The sequence below is a fragment of the Variovorax sp. 10L421 genome (assembly GCF_056395365.1).
The window spans coordinates 62,655-81,062 of the sequence record NZ_JBFTJJ010000005.1 but is presented as its reverse complement, the minus strand read 5'-3'; the positions used below and the strand labels follow the sequence as shown (position 1 = coordinate 81,062).

The window sequence follows — 18,408 nt, the reverse complement described above, 5'->3', positions numbered from 1 at the left end:
TGCGTCAACCAGCGATGCCGTGACCGACCTCTCTCGATGACGAAATTTGGAGGCAAAAGTGAGGTGATTGAGGGGATTTAGCCCGATTTTCTAGAGGCTCGTGCTTGGTTGTTCTGGCTGGAACCATGAGTCTCGATCCAAAAGTGGAACTTTTCTAGTAGAAAAATGGTAGATCACTTACATAATTAACGGTTGGAAATAAATGTATCAACTGGGCCGAAGGCGAGCCCTTCCTGCCCCTGAATCGCAAAGAAATTCCTGTCCCTTGCAGCCCGAGCTGCTGTTTCCCTCGCCGGCGATGGACCGGCATGCCTGTGACTTTCGAACCCGGAGCAAGCATTCGTGCCCACTGAAAAATCTACTCAATACTTTTTCCGCCCCCGCATGGGCGGTTTCCCGGGACTTGCGGTCCGCATGGCGGCCGGCGTGCTCATGGCGGCCTGCCTGATGGCGCCTGCGGCGGCGCAGCGCGTCGCCTCGCCGGAGGCTGGTGCCGGCAGCAAGACCGTTGCCGTGGCGCTCACGCAGCACAAGGTCGTGAAGACCGCCGACGGCAAGGAGCAACTGCTGGAAGCCTCCTCGGTGAAGCCGGGCGACATCCTCGAATACCGCGCCACGTACACCAACAACACCGGCAAGGCGGTTTCCGGCCTGGTTGCCGACCTGCCGATTCCCGAGGGGCTCGAGTACCTGCCCCGCAGTGCCAAGCCCGGCGCGGCGCTGGTCAAGGCGGCCGCCAAGGATGGCGTCTACGGGGCCGAGCCGTTGATGCGCAAGGCCGACGGCAACAAGACCGAACCGGTGCCCTACAGCGACTACCGCGCGCTGCGCTGGACGCTCGGCCAGCTGCCCGCCAACGGCGTGACTGCCGTGAGCGCGCGCGCCAAGGTCGAGGTCGTCGTGCCGCCTGCTCCCAAGGCCGCCGCCGCGGCAGTGCAGGCACCCGCCGTCACGGTGCAGCCCGCTCCCGCGCGCTGATCACCCGGACAGCGGTCTCTTTCTTGGGTTCATTCCGCTGATCACACGCAACCCGGCTGATGTTCCGTTCGCGGACGGGGCCGGGATTTTTTTGTCCCTTTTTTTGACAACAACCGAGGAGAAACCACGTGAGTCCCATCTCGCCAGCCAAGGGCGTCGGCTTCAGGCCGAACGCCACCTGGGCGGGCGCCGCAGTTTTGTCGCTGGGCTTCCTGTTCGGAAGCTCGAGCGTCCTTGCCGCGCCGCCGCCCGCCAACACCGTCATCGGTAACCAGGCTTCGGCCACCTATTCGGATTCCGCCGGGACAACGCAGCTGGCAACCTCCAACCTGGTGCAGACCACGGTGCAGCAGGTGGGCTCCTTCACGCTGGACACGGTCAACCAGGTCACGACCACGGTCGTCAACACCAAGCTGGGTGCCGCGGGCTCGGTGGTCTACGCGCCACACACCCTGACCAACACCGGCAACGGCACGGACAGCTTCACCATCACGGTGGACGCCGATACCAACGCTTTCTCGAAGGTCGAGGTCTACCCCGACACCAACGGCGACGGCGTCCCCGACGGCACCACGCCGCTGTGTACCGCCACCTCCGCCGCGGTCTGCAACGTGCCCGCGCAGAACGTGCCGGGCAACAATGGCACCTTCCAGTTCGTGGTGGCGTACACCATTCCTGGCACGGCCACCACGCCGACGACGCCTTTCGACACGGCCACCATCACTGCCGTTCCCGGCACGCCGGCCTTGTACACGGCGCCGAACACCTCGGCGGCGGACAAGGACCAGGTGAACCTGACCACCGTGGCTGCGTTCAATGCCACCAAGTCGATCGGTGCTCCGGCTGTCGCCGGTCCCGGCGGCGCGGCCTGGCCGCTCGCGAGCACCGGCGGTCCGCGTTCCTCGTCGGCTACCTGCTCGACGACGTGGGCGGCCGGCCTGGCTTCGAGCGCCACCTGCAAGTACACGGTCTACACGCTCAGTTTCAACAACACCGGCGGAGCGCCCGGCAAGTTCGCCCTGTCGGACACGCTGCCATCGGGCCTCACGTACGTTGCGGGCTCCGCCGTCTGGAGCAGTGCACCAGGCGTCGCGCTGGGTGACGGTGCCGCCGGCGATCCGGCCGGCATCGACTTCCAGGTGACCGGCAACACGCTGAACGCCGTGGTCGCTTCGCTGGGCCAGAACGTCACGCAGACGATCAGCTTCGTGGTGCTGGTGAACAACACGGCGGTGGTCGGCACCTCGACCACCACCAACGTGGGCCAGTACAACCCGACCGATTCCCCGGCCGCCACGGCCGCGGCCATCGGCACCCTGGGTTCGAGCACCAATCCGGCGGCCTACACGGTCACGGCCAGCTACGGCATCGTGCTGGGTACCAACCCCTCGACGGCCGCGACGGCGGTCGACACGGTGGCTGGCACGCCCAACGGCACCGCGGCGGACACCACCACGCGGCCTTCGGTCGTTGCCGGCGGCAGCGTCAAGTTCGCGCAGACCGTGTTCAACGCCGGCAGCGGCGTGGACAGCGTCAACCTGAGCATTGCGAACGGGACTTTCCCGGCAGGCACGACCTTCCTGCTGTTCGCGGCCGACGGCGTGACGCCGCTGCTCGATACCACGGGCGACGGCGTTCCCGACACCGGCCCGATTCCGGTCGGCGGCAGCGTCAACGTCGTCGTGCAGGCCAATGTGCCGGCCAGCGCCACGGTAGGTTCCGGTCCGTTCGACGCGGTCGTCACCGGCCGCTCCGCGGGCGATGCGACCAAGCTCGATGCGACGCTCGACCGCGTCACGGTGGTTGTCGGTTCACTCGTCGACCTGACCAACAGCGCTGCCGGTACTGGTTCCGGTTCGGTCGGCGGCGGTGACCTTGGCCCGGGCCCGAGCCCGCAGCCGACCACGACCAACACCACGCCAGCGGGCACCGGCACGATCTTCACGCTGTTCGTCAAGAACAACGATGGAACCGGCCCTGCAACGCAAACCTACAGCCTGGCAGCCAGCCAGTCGACCAGCTTCCCGGGCACGCTGCCGGCGGGCTGGAGCGTGAAGTTCGTGGCCGCGGGCGGTACCTGTACCGCTGCAGCGATCACCAGTGTGTCCGTGGCTGCCGGCGCGCAGCAGCAGGTCGACGCCTGCGTGACGCCGCCTGCAACGCAGACGCCGGTGACCGCCCAGGCGATCTACTTCCGCGTGCAATCCACTGCCGTGGCATCGACCGGCGTGCTCGTGTCCGACGTCAAGCTCGACGCCGTGACCGTGACCACCGCACAGACGCTGGGCGCAACGCTCACGCCGAACAACGTCGGCCAGGTCGCTCCCGGCGGCACGGTCGTCTATGCGCACACGCTGACCAACACCGGCAACCAGAGCTGCGGCGCGTACCAGCTCACGGCCACCGTGCCGGCGGGCGATGCCACGCTGGGCTGGACCACCGCGATCTACCTCGACGTCAATGGCGACGGCCAGATCAATGCGGGCGACACCCTGGTCACCGGCCCGATCGCAGGGCCGCTCGCGGCCGGTGCAACGCAGAAGCTGCTGGTGCGCGTGTTCGCTCCGGGCGGTGCCAGCGCGGGCGCGACCGACACCGCGACCGTGACGGCGACGTTCACGGACCCGGCCCCGAACTGCGGCGCGCCGTCGGCCACCGACGTCAGCACCGTGATCACGGGCCAGCTGCGCGTCGTCAAGACGCAGGCCCCCGACGTCGCCTGCGACGGCACGGCGGACGCCGCCTTTGCCGCGACGCCCCTGTCGCTGAAGCCCGGCCAGTGCATCGTCTACCAGATCGTTGCCACCAACGAAGGCAGCGCGCCGGTCACCAACATCGCGATCAACGATGCGGCGCCCGCGTACACCACGATGAGCCCCACGCAGCCCCCGGCGGCCACGCGGTGCGTCTCCACGGGTGTGAGCGGAACGGCCCTGGCCTACGCGCAGACCGCCACCGCGGTGAGCTGCGGCAGCGCGGCCAACACCGTGGCCCCGAGCGGCACGGCCACCCTGACCTTCGCCGTACGGATCAACCAGTGATGCGCGATTGAGTCGCCGGCGGGCCTCGGGGTCCGCCGGCTTTGAGCGAAGCGCCGCCCTGTCGGCCGCGCTTCGCCTTTTTCCCCTGCCGCTTTCGTGCGCCGTGCATGCGCATCGGCGCGGAAGCGGCAGCGGAAAAAGATCCAGTCATTCACGGCCCGGAGGGGCCGACGGAAGGTTTCGCGGAGTGCAATTCTTGTCTGATTCAATGAGCGTGAGCGGCAGCTCGCATCGATGGCGCCGCGCCCGCGCCACGCTCGCGATCGGGCTGGCATTCCTCCTTGCTCCGGCCGCGGTGCTGGCCGCCCCCGCCCCCGGCGGCACCGTGATCCGCAACGTGGCAACGGCCACCTACGTGCCGGCCGGATTTGCCCAGACCGAAACTTCCAGCTCCAACAGCGTGGTGGCGAACGTGCTGCCGGTCGAGGCGCTGGTGCTGACGCAGGACCAGACCGTCACGCGTCCGCCCGCCACCGTCGTCACGCTGAGCCACCTGCTCACCAACACCGGCAACGTGCCGTCGAGCTACATGCTGGGCTTTGCCAACAACGCCGGCGGCTGCGCGGCCGACACGCTGGACCTTTCGGCCCTGCGGGTGGTGCGCGACACCAACAACAACGGCGTGGTGGACCCCGCCGATCCGGAGCTTCCGCTCGGCGCCGGCGCTGCGCTGGCGCTGCAGCCCGGCGAGACGGCCGCGCTGCTGGTGCAGGGAACGATCCCGGCGAGCGCGAACGGTGTCGCCTGCGCCGCATTGACGGCCACCACCGCGCTGCAGAACCTGAGCGCCACCAACCGCGACGTCGTGACCGTCGGCGACGTCGCGGTGATCTCCATCACCAAGGCCGCGAGCTATCCCGGCATCGTCGTGCCGGGGCAGACGCGCATCGACTTCACCGTTTCCGGCACCAACATCGGCGCCCGCGATGCGCAGCCCGCCAACAGCGCCGCGCCGGCCGGCACGCCGGTGCTGGTGAACGGCGCGCCGGCCAGCCTCGTGCTGGTGCGCGACCTGGTGCCAGCCGGCACGCAGTACATCGCCGGCACGCTGCAGAGCACTGCCGCGGGCGCGGTGCGCCTGTTCCGCCTGCCGGGCGATCCGGCCTTCAGCTACCGCACCGCGGACGATGCCGCCGCGATCGAGGTGGCGATCGGCGTGCCCACTCCCGTGTCGCGCAATGCATCGATCGCGATGCAGTTCGCCGTGCGGGTCAGGCCGGACCAGACCGGCGACATCCGCAACACCGCGCAGAGCTACTACAACGACGGCGTCGCGCTGGCGGTGTCGCCGTCCAACACGGTGCTCATCACCACGAGCCAGAGCCGCATCGGCGTTGCCAAGGCCGCGTCGGCGCCGCGCCCGAACCGCGGCGCCGATGGCCTGCTCGACGGAACCGCCACGGTTCGCTTCAGCGTGGACATCCGCAACTACGGCGCCGTGTGGCTCTACGGCGTGCAGGCGGCCGACCTGCTCGAAGGCAGCGGTGCCACTCAGTTCGGCAGCTACACGACCGCGGCGGTACCGGGGCCGAACCAGTACACGGTGGTGGCCGGCTCGATCGGCATCGCGGGCAACCAGGGCAATGGCGTGAGCGGCACCGTGGCTGCGGCCAACGCTGCCTTCACCGGCACGCCGGCCGCGCAGAACCTGCTGGCACCCGGGGCCGTGCTGCCGGTCGGGGCGCGGTTCACGGTGCAGTTCGATCTGCGCATCAACCTCAGCGGCCGCACCGGCACGCTGCTGAACAGCGTGCGCGCACAGGGCGCGCTCACGCCCGGCGGCGCGCCCGTGGCTTTCGACGATTCGGTCGATGGCGCCGACCCGGACCCGGACGGCGACGGTAACCCGAACAACAACAGCTCGCCAACGCCGGTGTCCATGGAGCTTCCCTCGCTCACGCTCGTGAAGAGTGTCTCGCTGCCGCGGCGCATCGGGCAGGGCGTGTACGAACTCGACTACCGGCTGCTGGTCACCAACACCGGTATCGCCCCGGCGCCGCACGTGCGCGTGATCGACAACCTGAACTGCACCTTCGACATGGACAAGCCGGACGGCTCGGTCGCGTCCTGGGAGCTGGTCGGTGCGCCCAAGGCGCGCAGCGGACTGCTCGACGTCGCGGGAAGCTTCACCGGCCGCGCTACCTGCAACCGCGGCGCGCTCGCCAGCAGCGATCCCTTCCAGCTGCCGACCGAGGCGGTGCTCAGCCTGAGCGACGGCAACCGCGGCCTGGCGCCCGGCCAGAGCGAGCAGATCGGCTTCACGGTGCGCATCACCGAGAAGGCCGGTGCGGTGGGCAGCCGCGTGGCGGTCACCAACAAGGCCTGGGCCGCGGCCTTCGACCAGAACACCATCAACGTCACGCCCGCCATGCTGGTGGCGGCCAGCGCGAGCTCGGTGCAGTCGCTGCTGGCTGATCCGGCAGGCACGGTCTACAACGCGGTGACGCGCGAGCCCGTTGCCGGCGCGGTGGTCACCTTCACGCGGCAGTCCTGCAGCAGCGGGGCCGCGACGCCGATCACGGCGGGGGAGATCTTTGGCGGCTCGTCGGGCGCCTATACATTCAATACGAACGGCAGCGTCTCGATGACCACGGGCGCCGACGGCAGCTACCAGTTCTTCCTGCAGTCGCCGCCGGTCACCGGCATGTGCACCTACTCGCTCGGCGTGGTGCCGCCGGCGGGCACCGGCTATGTCTACCCGTCGCAGCTGATCCCGGTCACGGCCGGCACTTTCTCGGGCTGCGGCCAGATCGCGCCCAACGCCACGCCGCCCAAGGGTGCCGATCCGACGACCCACTACTTCTCCGTCAACGCCGGCTTCAATGCCTCGGGCGCGGCTTGCGACATCGTGCACAACCACATCCCGCTCGACCCGGGCAACGTGCTCGGGCTGGTGCTGCGCAAGGACGGCAGCAAGCGCCAGGTGGAGTTCGGCGACTTCATCGACTACGCACTGACCGTGACCAACAAGACCGGATTCCCGGTCACCGGCGTGCGCTTCAGCGACAGCCTGCCGCCGGGCTTCGCCTATGTGGCCAACAGTGCGCGCCTCAACACCGCCGCGGCCGGCAACCCGGCGGGCGGCGCGGGCCCGCAACTGGTCTTCGACTACCCGACGCTCACCCTCGGTATCGACCAGGCGGCCGTGGTGCGCTACCGCGTGCGCATCGGCGTGGGTGCGCCCACCAATGGCGACGCCGTCAATCGTGCGCGCGCCTATTCGGGGCCGCTGCAGTCCAACCTCGCGAACTGGACGGTACGCGTCACGGGCGGCGTGTTTTCCGACGACGCCTTCCTGTTCGGCAAGGTCTACATGGACTGCAAGGCGGACGGCAGGCAGGAAGGCGCCGACGAGATCGGCGTGCCCGGCGTGCGCCTGTTCATGGAGGACGGCACCAACGTCGTCACCGACGTGGAGGGCAAGTGGAGCCTCTACGGCCTCAAGCCGCTCACCCACGTGCTGCGCCTGGACCAGACCACGCTGCCGCCCGGCGCCCGCCTGGAGCTGCTGGACAACCGCAATGCCGGCCGCCCCGAGAGCCGATTCGTCGACCTGAAGAAGGGGGAGTTCCACAAGGCCAACTTCATCATCGGCAATTGCGGCGACCAGGCCGTGGTGGCCGACGTGGTGGCGCGCCGCGCCGCCATTGCCGCGATCCCGGACACCGAGGCCGAGGCCCAGGTGCGGCTGCGCCTGAATCCGGAAGGACAGATCGTTGCAGTGGGCGATCTCCGCTCGCTGCCGGCCAGCGGCCAGGCGCTTGCGAGCGGCAGCAGCGGCTCGACCATGGCGTCGTCGGCGCCGCTGATCGCGATGCCCGATGCGCCGGCCAACGCCAGCAGCTTCGTCGGTGCCGCGTCGGGCAGCATGAGCGGCACGCTGGGCGCCACCGCGCCGGCGGCCGCGACCCCGGCCGGAAGCCTGTTCGCCGCGCTCAACGGCCTGCCGGCCGCTGCGCAGGGCGCTTCGGCCGCGGGTGGCGCGGCGGCCGGCATCGGCGCCTTCGCCAGCCGGCCCGTCAACACCTCCGCCGCCATGCTGGCGCCGCGCAGCGCGCCGCTGCTGCCGCAGGCCGCGCCCAGCCCGATCGAGCTGGAAGTGCTGCTGCCCGAGCTCGACGGCAACGCCCTCGGCTTCCTCGGCCTGAAGGAAGGCGACACCGTTCCCGGCCAGTCGATCAACGTGCGCGTCAAGGGCGAGTCCGGCGTGGCGCTGCGCCTCTCGGTCAACGGCCAGGCGATCGACGAACGACGCGTCGGCAAGAAGACGCAGCTGCCGTCGAAGAGCATCGGCGCCTGGGAATACGTCGGCGTGGTGCTGCAGCCCGGGGCCAACCGCCTGCAGCTCGACGCGGTGGACGATTTCGGCAACGTGCGCGCCACGCAGCGGATCGGCATCGTCGCGCCGGACAAGCTCGGCGCCATCCAGGTCGACTTGCCCGAGCTTGCATATGCCGACCTGCGCACCCCCGTGGCTGTCAAGGTGCGGCTGGTCGACGCGGCCGGCGTGCCGGTGACCGCGCGCACCCAACTCACCCTGGAGACGGACCGCGGCCGCTGGCTCGACGAGGACCTGAACCCCGCCGAACCGGGCACGCAGGTCTTCATGGACGGCGGCGCGGCGGAGTTCCGCCTGCTGCCGCCCGGCGAGCCGGGCGATGTGCGCCTGCGCGTGAGCGCCGGCAGCTTTGTGAAGGAAGTGCGGTTGGCGTTGCTGCCCGAGATGCGGCCGATGCTCGGCGTGGGCATTGTCGAAGGCGTGCTGGACTTCACCAGGCGCGGCAGCGTACCGCTCGGCGCCATGCCTGCCGGCGCCGCGTTCGAGGCAGAGTTGACGGGCCTTGCCGACGAGCGCAAGGACCGCCGCGCCGGCGCCCGCGCCGCCTTCTTCTTCAAGGGTGCCGTCAAGGGCGACTACCTGCTCACCGCCGCCTTCGATTCCGACAAGACGCGCGACGACCGGCTGTTCCGCGACATCCGGCCCGACGAGTTCTACCCGGTGTACGGCGACTCGTCGGTCAAGGGCTTCGACGCGCAGAGCACGCAAAAGCTCTACGTGCGCATCGACAAGAACCGCTCCTTCCTGCTGTACGGCGACTTCACCACCGCGAGCAGCACCGAGGTGCGCAACCTGAGCCAGAACAACCGCTCGCTGACCGGCCTCAAGCACGTGTACGAAGACCGCAATGTGCGCGCGACCAGCTATGTCTCGCGCACCGCGCAGACCCAGCAGGTGGAGGAATTCCGCGCCGTCGGCACTTCCGGCCCCTACTACCTGAGCGCCACCAGCGGCGAGTTCGTCGACAACAGCGAGCAGGTCGAGGTCGTGGTGCGCGACCGCAACCAGCCCGACGTCGTGCTGCAGCGCACGCCGGTCACGCGCTTCGTCGACTACACGGTCGAGCCGCTCACGCGCCGCATCCTGTTCACCCATGCGATCGCGTCGGCCGATGCCAACCTCAACCCGCAGTCGATCCGCGTCACGTACGAAGTCGACAGCGGAGGCCCCAAGTTCACGGTGGCCGGTACCGACGTGCAGGTCAAGGTGGCGGAGCGCCTGCAGCTGGGCGTGGTCGCCAGCACCGACCAGAATCCCGAGAACCACCGCAACCTGCGCGCCCTGACGGCGGTGGCCCGCATCGGCGACAACACCACGGCCGCGGCCGAGCTGGTTCGCACCGATTCCGATGCGAAGGGCAAGGGCGAGGGCACGCGCCTCGAAGTGCGTCACCAGGACGAGAAGCTCGCGGTCGTGGCGCTGGCCGGCAAGACCAGCGCGGGCTTCGACAACCCCGGCGCCAGCTTTTCCGCAGGCCGCACCGAAGCCTCCGTACGCGCCGAATACAAGATCGACGCAAGCACTGCGGTGCGCGCCGAGATGATCTACAGCAAGGACGCCCTGCTCGAAGGCGACCGCAAGGGCGCTACCGCGAGCGTGCAGAAGAAGTTCGGCGACACCCTGGTCGCCGAAGTGGGCCTGCGCCAAGGCCAGCGCAGCAGCGGCCTCGCCTCCGGCTCCGGATTCGACTACGGCGAGGTCTCCACCTCCACCGGAAGCCTAGGCAGCCGCGTGGGTGCCAACAACGTGACCGCACTCGGTGCGGCGGCCACCGCCAATGCCGACAGCGAGAGCCTGACCACCGTGCGCGCACGCCTGTCGGCGCAGGTGCCCGGCGTGCCGCTGGCCCAGGTCTTCGTCGAAGGCGAGCAGGACCTGCACGATTCCGCTCGCCGCACGCTGGCCGTTGGCGGCAACTACGCCATCACCGACAAGACCCGCGTCTACGGCCGCTACGAACTCGTCTCCAGCCTCTACGGCACCGACGGACTGAGCGCGACGCAATCCAACAACGTCGGCATCCTGGGCATCGAGAGCAACTACATGGAGGGCGGCCGCGTCTACAACGAGTTCCGGCTCGCCGACAGCATCGACGGCCGGGCCGCGCAGGCGGCGACCGGCGTGCGCAACACCGTGAAGCTCACCGACCGCTTCAGCGTGACGGGCGGCCTCGAGCACACCCGCCAGCTGGGCGGCTACGCCAACAGCGCGAACAGCGGCACCGGCTATGCGGGCGGTCTCGGCCAGTCCACCGCCATCACCGCCGGGGTCGAGTACCTCACCGACACCTACAAGCTCAGCGGCATCCTCGAAGGACGCAAGGGTGACGATGCCGACACCCGGCTCTTCAGCGCCGGCTTCGGCTACAAGATCAGCCCCGCCTGGAGCCTGCTGGCGCGCAGCGTGGTGAGCGACAGCGAAGGGCAGGGCACCAATGCAGGCAACGAGCGCCACCTTCAGCGCCACCAGATCGGCATGGCCTACCGCCCGGTGGACACCGACAGCTGGAACGCGCTGCTGCGCTACGAGCGCCGCTCCGAGCGCATCGTGGGGGGCGGCAATGCGGCTGGCGCGTTGAACGGCGGCAGCGCCTTCGGCAGCGATTCCGGCAACAGGAGCCTGCCGGGCAGCACCAGCGCCGACATCGTCTCGGCCCACCTGAACTACAACCCGCAGCGCGGCAGCGTTCTCAGTGCGCGCTACGCGGGCAAGATCTCGCGCGCCGACGACGGTTTCCTGGCGAGCCGCTACTGGGCCCATCTGCTGCATGCGCGCTACACGCGCGACATCAACAAGGACTGGGACTTCGGCATGCAGGCCGGCGTGCTCTACGGCAAGGGCGGCGCGCTGCAGAAGACCGCGGGCGTCGAACTCGGCTACCAGGTGGCCAAGGACCTGTGGGTCTCGGCCGGCTACAACTTCGTCGGCCTGCGCGACCGCGAGCTGACGGCCAACGAATACACCAGCAAGGGTGCCTACATCCGGCTGCGCTTCAAGTTCGACGAGACGGGGCTGGGCTTCGCGTCGGCCAGCGCCCCCGCCGCATCGGCCTCTCGAAAAAACACGGATCAGGCAAGCGAACATGCAAAGACTCAAGAATAGGCTGCGCTCGCATGCGGCCGCCGCGCGGCGATGGCTGCTGCTCGCAGCCTGGCTGCTGGTCTTTCCGCTTCTCGGACATGCGCAGCAGGTGCTCGTGCCGCAGGGGGCGGTAAGGCTCAACGGTACCGTGGTGGGCACCAACGACGGCCAGGTCGTGCAGACGGTTTGCGCCAACGGCTTCCCCACAGGACTGACCATGTGGGAGCGCATCAACGGCCCCGAGGTCAGCGGCACCTTCGCCAACCTGACCGGCGGGTTGCGCGCGGTCGAATTCGGCTGCACGCCATTCACCGTGAGCGAAGGCGCGGGCGCGGCGACCATCGCGTTCGGCTCGTCGGCCTCGGCGGGATGGTGGGGCCGACCGATCAACGGCATGACGCAGCGCGGTCCCCAGGTCTGTCCGGCCGGTACCGTGATTGCCGTGCTCGGCGGCTTCGACCGCATGTTCAACGGCGCCTCGGGCAACATCTATCCGACGCAGATCACCTTCGTCTGCCGCCCGGTCATGGTCACCGCGGGCGACTGGTTCCAGGCGGCGTCCAGCGGCGGCGCGAACTTTACGCTGGGCCTCACCGCGGACGACGGCGGCACGGGGCCGGGCTCCGCGGTGCCCGGGCCCGTGAACGCCGAAAAGACGGTCTGCCCGTTTTCCGCGACGGGCACCTGCAGCGGCCTGGTCGATACCGGCGGCGGTGAACTGATCGACGGCTTCTCCGGCGTGAGCGGCAAGTTTCCCGATGCGCGCGTTTCGCAGCGCATCAGTTTCGTCAACTACGCGTGGGACCAGACGCTCGGCAGCAGCACGAACACGGCCGCCTGGCGCCCGAGCGTTGCCGGCGTGGTCTTTTATCCGCCGGGCGTTTCCAACAACACGGCGCGCTACCAGCAGACCTACGAGACCTACACCTCCGCGGGCACCAACTACAGCGGCAACGCCCTGGCGCCGACCGGGACCAACAGCAACAGCTACTCGAAGACCGGCACCTGCGCTACCGCGCACGCGCTCGGCACCAACGAGGACTACACCTGCTCGAACATCATCACCGGCCGTCCGGACCTGCAGGTACAGGTGGTCGTGCCGAGCGATGGCTGGACCAGCTACGGCCAGCAGCGCAACGTCAGGCTCATCGCCAAGAACTTCGGCCCTGCGCCGACCACGGGCTCGGACAATTCGACCGCGGTGCTGACCCTTCCGGCCGGATGGGACACGGGCACCTTGCCCGCCAACTGCGCGAAGGCCGGTTCGCCCGTGGTGGTGACCTGCCAGGTCAACCCCACGCCGCTGGCTGCTTCCAGCGGCCCGAACCTGACGGACGGCGGCGAGGTCGGCTTCGACATTCCCGTGTTCCCGCAGCCCAGCGTGGCGACCGGCAGCTACTCGGTTCCCAACGGCGCCAAGGTGTGCGTGCAGGCCGCGACGCCTGGCGCCACGCACTTCTGCACGGTGCCCAACGACGCGGATCCGAACAACGACGATGGCGTGAACGTCAATGAAACGGCGACCCTCGTGCTCGCCTACAACACGCCGCCCAAGGTGGCGCCCAGCATCACGACCACCGTGGTCTCGAACGGCGGCGTGGGGTCGTTCAGCTACCTCGGCAACAACGGCGCGGCCGCCAGCCCCATCGTCACGACTTCGCCAGGGGTCGGGGCCTCCGGACCCGCCAAGTTTCTGACCACGCCCGCAATCTCGACGTTCATCCTGCAGAGCTCCGCGCCAGCCGGCTTCGTGCTGACCGGCATCAGCTGTACCGGCATGGCGCCGGGCGGCACCGCGACCTACGATCTCTCGACCCGAAGAGTGACCTTCGATGCGGCCGCCACCGACTACGGCGCCACCATCTTCTGCACCTTCACCTACACCCGCGTGGCCGTGACCGTCAGCAAGGTCACCGAAGGCGGCACGGGCAGCTTCGGCTTCAGCGGCACCAATGGCTTCACCGCGCAGGGCATTGCGACCACAGCGGCCGGCACGCCCGTGGCCGGTGCGCAATCGGGCCTCACCACCGTGGGGGCTGCCACCACCATCACGGAAGACGCGCCGCCCGCCGGCTGGAGGCTCAAGAGCATCGTCTGCACCGGCATGGGCGCCGGCGGCACGGCCACGCCGGACCTCGCAACGAGGTCCGTTGCGCTGAATGCCGCTGCCACTGCGGCGGGCAGCAACATTGCCTGTACCTTCACCAACTCGATCGAGCCGCAGCTCAATCTGACCAAGACCGCCAGCGCGCCGAGCTTCGCAGTCGGCACGCCGGCCAGCTACACGCTGACACTCGCCAATACCGGCCCGGTCGCCACGACCGCCGTGACCACCATCAGCGATACGGTGCCTGCGACGCTGACGCTCGGCACCATGCCCGCCGGCTGCACTGCCACCGGACAGGCCGTGAGCTGCACGGTGCCCGCGGGGCTCGCGGCCACCACTGGCAGCGTCTCTTTCGTCATTCCGGTCACGCCGCTGGCCGGCGCGGTGCCGAGCGTGGACAACACCGCGACCGCCAGCGGCGGCGGCGATCCGGCCTGCAACGCCGCGGGCAACTGCACGAGCAGCGTGACGACCCCGGTGCTCGCGCAGCCCCGCATCACGGTGCGCAAGACCAAGACCAACGTGACGGGCACCCAGACCTTCGGCTACACGCTCACGGGTGTCACCAATCCGGCGGACAGCATCGACGTGACGGCGCTGTTCACGCCGCAGGCCTCGGCCACGGTCCATCTGGGCACGGCCGGAATCGCGGCGACGGTGCAGGAGTCGAGCGTGCCCGCGGGCTGGCCGGCCAATCCGGTCTCGGCGTCCTGCCTGGACTCGGCGGCCGCGACCAGCGGCAATCCCGCGACCGAGCTGGCGACGTTCGCCGGCAACACCGCGACCCTGCCCGCGAGCGCGATGCGGTCCGGCGCGGCCATCACCTGTACCTTCACCAACACCGCGGCCCCGGTGATTGCCGTGGACAAGACCGCGCCCGCGACCGTGGCAGCCGGCGGCAACATCGCCTACGGCCTGAACCTGGCCAACACGGGCGCGGTGGACTCGGGCACCTCGCTCGTCGTGAGCGAGCAGTTGCCGCCGGGCGTGGTGGCCACGTCGGCCGTGGCCGGCACCGGCGTCACCTCGGTGAACTGCGGCACGCTGCCCAGCGCCGCCGGTGCACTGCTCAGCTGCACGATGACGCTGCCTGCCGGCGGCATTCCGGCCTCCACCGGTGTGCGCGGCTTCACGCTGAACGCGACCGCGCCGATCGCGGCAACCGGCACGGTGCTCACCAACTACGCCAGTACCAGCACGAGCGGCGTTGGTGCGCCAGCCACGGCAGCCGGCGCGGGCTGCGTGTCCGGCAACGGCGTGAGCTGTGACAGCGCCCAGACGAGCATCGTCGTCGGCTCCGGCACCGCCAGCCAATCGGGCCTGCGCATCGTCACCGACAACCAGCTTGCCAACGGCGCGGCACAGGACGTGCTCGAGGTCTTCATCCGCGACGCGGCCGGCAACCCGGTTCAGGCCGGCACGGTGGTGAGCTTCGGCGCGACGCCGAACGTCGCCTTCAACGGCGGCGCGGTGGGCGCCGCCGGCAGCTGCACGACCACGGCGGCCGCGACCTGTCAGGTGACGGCCACCTCCACCGTGGCCGCCGTCTACAGCACGACACAGGTGACGGTGGGCGGCGCGGTCCTGAGCGGCAGCTTCAGCGTCGGCGCCAACAGCTACCTGCCCAGCCCGCAGCCCTACAGGTTCGGAACCATGCCGACGGTGACCATCCGCAAGACCTCGCTCGGCGGCACCGGCACCTTCAGCTTCACGGGCACCAACGGCCTGGCGGCGACCCAGAACATCACGACCACGGTGGACGGTACGCCGGCCAGCGCGGCGACGCGTTCGCTCGCGGCAGCCAACACCGCCACGACCATCACCGAGGGCGTGCCGCCGGGGACCTATGCGCTGGTCGATGCCTCCTGCACCGGCATGGGCGCCGGCGGGACGGCCTCGCGCAACGGACGCGTGCTCACCCTGGACGCAGCCGCGACCGCGCCCGGCAGCAACATCGTCTGTACCTTCACCAACACCGCCGACACCAATCCGCCTTCGCCGCCCATCGCGCCGACGGTGATGTGCTCGACCAATGCGGCGATCTTCAACACGGGCTTCGACGGCCCGGTCGGACCACCGCTGACGACGGGCCGCGATCCGGTGTGGGAGTCGGGTATCGGCGCGGCGACGGGCGGGCCCGGCACCGTCGCCACCTGGGCGCGCTCCTACGTCGGCAACAAGGCGCCGACGGCCTGGATCGCCTCGCCCTTCGGCAATGCCAACTGGATCTCGCAGTACCAGACCACGCACGCCGGCAATGTCGACATCTACCACCGCTTCACCTTCAACATGGCGGCGTCGGTCAACCCGGCGAGCTTTTCTTTGAAGCTGGACTTCTATTCCGACAATTCGGTCGCGGAGATCTACGTCAACGGCGTGCTGCAGAGCGTTGGAGGCGTGCCGCAGGGCGGGGCGACCCCGTACACCTTCCGCGGCTTCGACCCGGGTGCCGCGGCCAGCGCGACGCTGGCGAGCAACTGGCAGTCCGGGTCGAACACGGTGGTCGTCCACATCAAGAGCGGCGCCCCCTACCAGGGCTTTCTCGCCCAGGCGACCACCAGCGCGCTCTGTTCGCCGGCCACGGTCACCTTGCAGAAGACCACGACCGGCGGCACCGGCGGCCCCTTCAACTTCACGTTGACCAACACCACCCAGGCAGCCGGCAGCGTCAGCACCGTGGCCGCCGGCACGCCGGCGCAGGTGGACGGCAACACGGCAGCCGCGGGCACGCAGGCCTTCACCGCCAGCTCGAACGGCGCGGTCATCAGCATCACCGAAGCCGCGGTGCCCGGCTGGAACCTGGCCGGTGCAACCTGTACCGACGCGGGCACGCCGGTGGGCAGCCTGGGCACCGGGGCGAGCGGCCGGACCTACACGATCCCGGCGGCCAGCGTGCAGCTGGGCAAGTCGCTGCAATGCGTGTTCACGAATGCCGCATCGGCGAGCGTGACCATCCGCAAGGTTTCCGTGGGCACCACCGGCACCTTCGGCTTCACGGGCGACAACGGCCTGGCGGCGCAGAGCATCACCACCACGGCCGCCGGCACGCCCGCCGCGGGCGCGGCCCAGACCCTGACCACGCCCGGCGTGGCGACGACCATCACGGAAGATCCGCTGCCGGCCGACTACGTGCTGACGGGCATCAGCTGTACCGGCCTGGGTGCCGGCGGAGCCGCCACGCCCGATCTGCCGAACCGCAAGGTGACGCTGAACGCCGCCGCCACGGCACCGGGCAGCAACATCGCGTGTACCTTCACCAACACCTATTCGCCGCCGTTTCCCCGGGTCCAGATCGTCAAGACCACCGTCGGCGGCGTCGGCGCCAATCTCTTCGGCTTTGCGCTCAGCGGCCTTTCAACGGCGACCGACAGCATCACCGTGACGGGCGAAGGCAGCGCGAACGGCGCCGCCAACATCACGGGCACCGCAGGAACCGGCGTCACCATCCGGGAAAGCTCGCCGGACGGCTGGCCCGCCAATCCGATGAGCGCCAGCTGCGTGGACGCGAACAGCGGCACGCCGACCGCCAAGTTCGGCACGCTCACGGGCAACCAGCTGACCATTCCTGCCGCCAACATGGTGGCCGGAGCGGCCATCACCTGCACCTTCGTCAACGGCTATCCCAGGAGCGTGACCGGCCGGGTGTTCCTGGACAACGGCGTGGGCGCCGGAATCGCCAACGACGGCCTGATCAACGGCGGCGAGGCCGGCATCCCTGGCATCACCGTGCGCTTGACCGATTGCGGCGCCACCACGCTCGCAACGACGATCACGGACGGCAGCGGGCAGTACGCGCTGGGAGCGCCCCTCGGCCTCGGCTTGAACGATCCGGTGTGCGTGGAAGAGACCAACGCCGCTTCGCGCATCTCCACGGGCGCCTCGCTGGGCAGCGTCCCGCTGCGCTCCGGCCAGGCCGTCGCCATCGCCGGCATCAGCTACACCTACACCCGCAGCGGCACGCCGGATCGCATCGCCTTCACCTGGAACGGCACCGGCCACGCGGGGCTCAACTTCGGCGACGTGGACCGCAACACGCTCGCGGCCGACGGCGCGAAGACCGGCCAGCCCGGCAGCACGGTGAGCTATCCGCACACCTTCATGGCCCGGACCGCGGGCGCCGTGAGTTTCGACATCCCGAGCTCGATCGACACGCCTGCCGTCAGCGGCTGGAGCGGGAAGATCTTTGCCGACGTGGGCTGCACCGGTTCGCTGCAGGCGGGCGCCGCACTGCTGTACCCGCCGGCCGCGCCGGTGAACGTCGTGGCCGGGCAGAGCGTCTGCATCCTGATGCAGGAGTTCATTCCCGCCAACGCGGCGACCGGCAACGGCAACGCCAGCGTCGTGCAGGCCAGCTTCGTGTTCACCAATGCCGGCCCGGCCCTGAGCGCCACCTACACGGTGACCGACACCACGACCGTCTCGACCAGCGCGCTGGAGCTCAAGAAGGAAGTGCGCAACGTGACGCAGGGTGGCAGCTTCGGCATCAACAACCAGGCGAAGCCTGGAGAGGTGCTGGAGTACCGCATCACCTACACCAACAACGGCTCCAGCCCGATCAGCGGCATGACGGTCAACGACACGACGCCGCAGTTCACCGCCTTCGTCACGGCGCAGGCGGGCACGACGCCGGCGACGCTCGCGAACTGCCAGAAGCGCACGCCCGCCAATCCGATTCCGGCGGCCACGGAGGCCTGCGCAACGGCGCAGACCGCGGGAGGCACGGGGGCGCTGAGCTGGCAATTCACGGGACCGCTGGACCCGGGTGCTTCGGGGGCTGTTCTTTTCACGGTCAAGGTGAACTGAGGCCGAAGAGATGCGGGCCGAATAATCCGGCGCTGCCGGCGGGCGCGATTGCAACCGCC

4 protein-coding genes are annotated in these 18,408 nt (G+C 69.5%); all 4 read left to right on the top strand.

What is annotated here, in order from left to right; all coding sequences use genetic code 11:
• The first annotated feature begins 384 nt into the window (after nucleotides 1-384).
• Nucleotides 385-978: a hypothetical protein gene (locus tag AC1DFC_RS10105; RefSeq protein ID WP_478179155.1), complete on the top strand. Its 594-nt coding sequence runs from the start codon at nucleotides 385-387 to the stop codon at nucleotides 976-978.
• A 128-nt stretch (nucleotides 979-1,106) separates the two neighbouring features.
• Nucleotides 1,107-4,019, top strand: a complete 2,913-nt coding sequence (locus AC1DFC_RS10100; RefSeq protein ID WP_478179154.1) for a beta strand repeat-containing protein — start codon at nucleotides 1,107-1,109, stop codon at nucleotides 4,017-4,019.
• A 208-nt stretch (nucleotides 4,020-4,227) separates the two neighbouring features.
• A complete protein-coding gene (locus tag AC1DFC_RS10095) occupies nucleotides 4,228-11,460 on the top strand; it encodes a hypothetical protein (RefSeq protein WP_478179221.1) in 7,233 nt (2,410 codons plus the stop codon).
• The gene (locus AC1DFC_RS10090) at nucleotides 11,441-18,349 is read left to right on the top strand and encodes a beta strand repeat-containing protein (RefSeq protein ID WP_478179153.1); all 6,909 of its coding nucleotides are present in this window, start codon (nucleotides 11,441-11,443) and stop codon (nucleotides 18,347-18,349) included. The genes AC1DFC_RS10095 and AC1DFC_RS10090 overlap by 20 nt, the downstream gene beginning before the upstream one ends.
• Nucleotides 18,350-18,408 lie beyond the last annotated feature (59 nt).

Excerpts from the sequence above, each read along its gene's own strand:
- AC1DFC_RS10095 (WP_478179221.1), top strand. The coding sequence starts at position 4,228 with ATGAGCGTGAGCGGCAGCTCGCATCGATGGCGCCGCGCCCGCGCCACG.
- AC1DFC_RS10105 (WP_478179155.1), top strand. The coding sequence starts at position 385 with ATGGGCGGTTTCCCGGGACTTGCGGTCCGCATGGCGGCCGGCGTGCTC.
- AC1DFC_RS10090 (WP_478179153.1), top strand. The coding sequence starts at position 11,441 with ATGCAAAGACTCAAGAATAGGCTGCGCTCGCATGCGGCCGCCGCGCGG.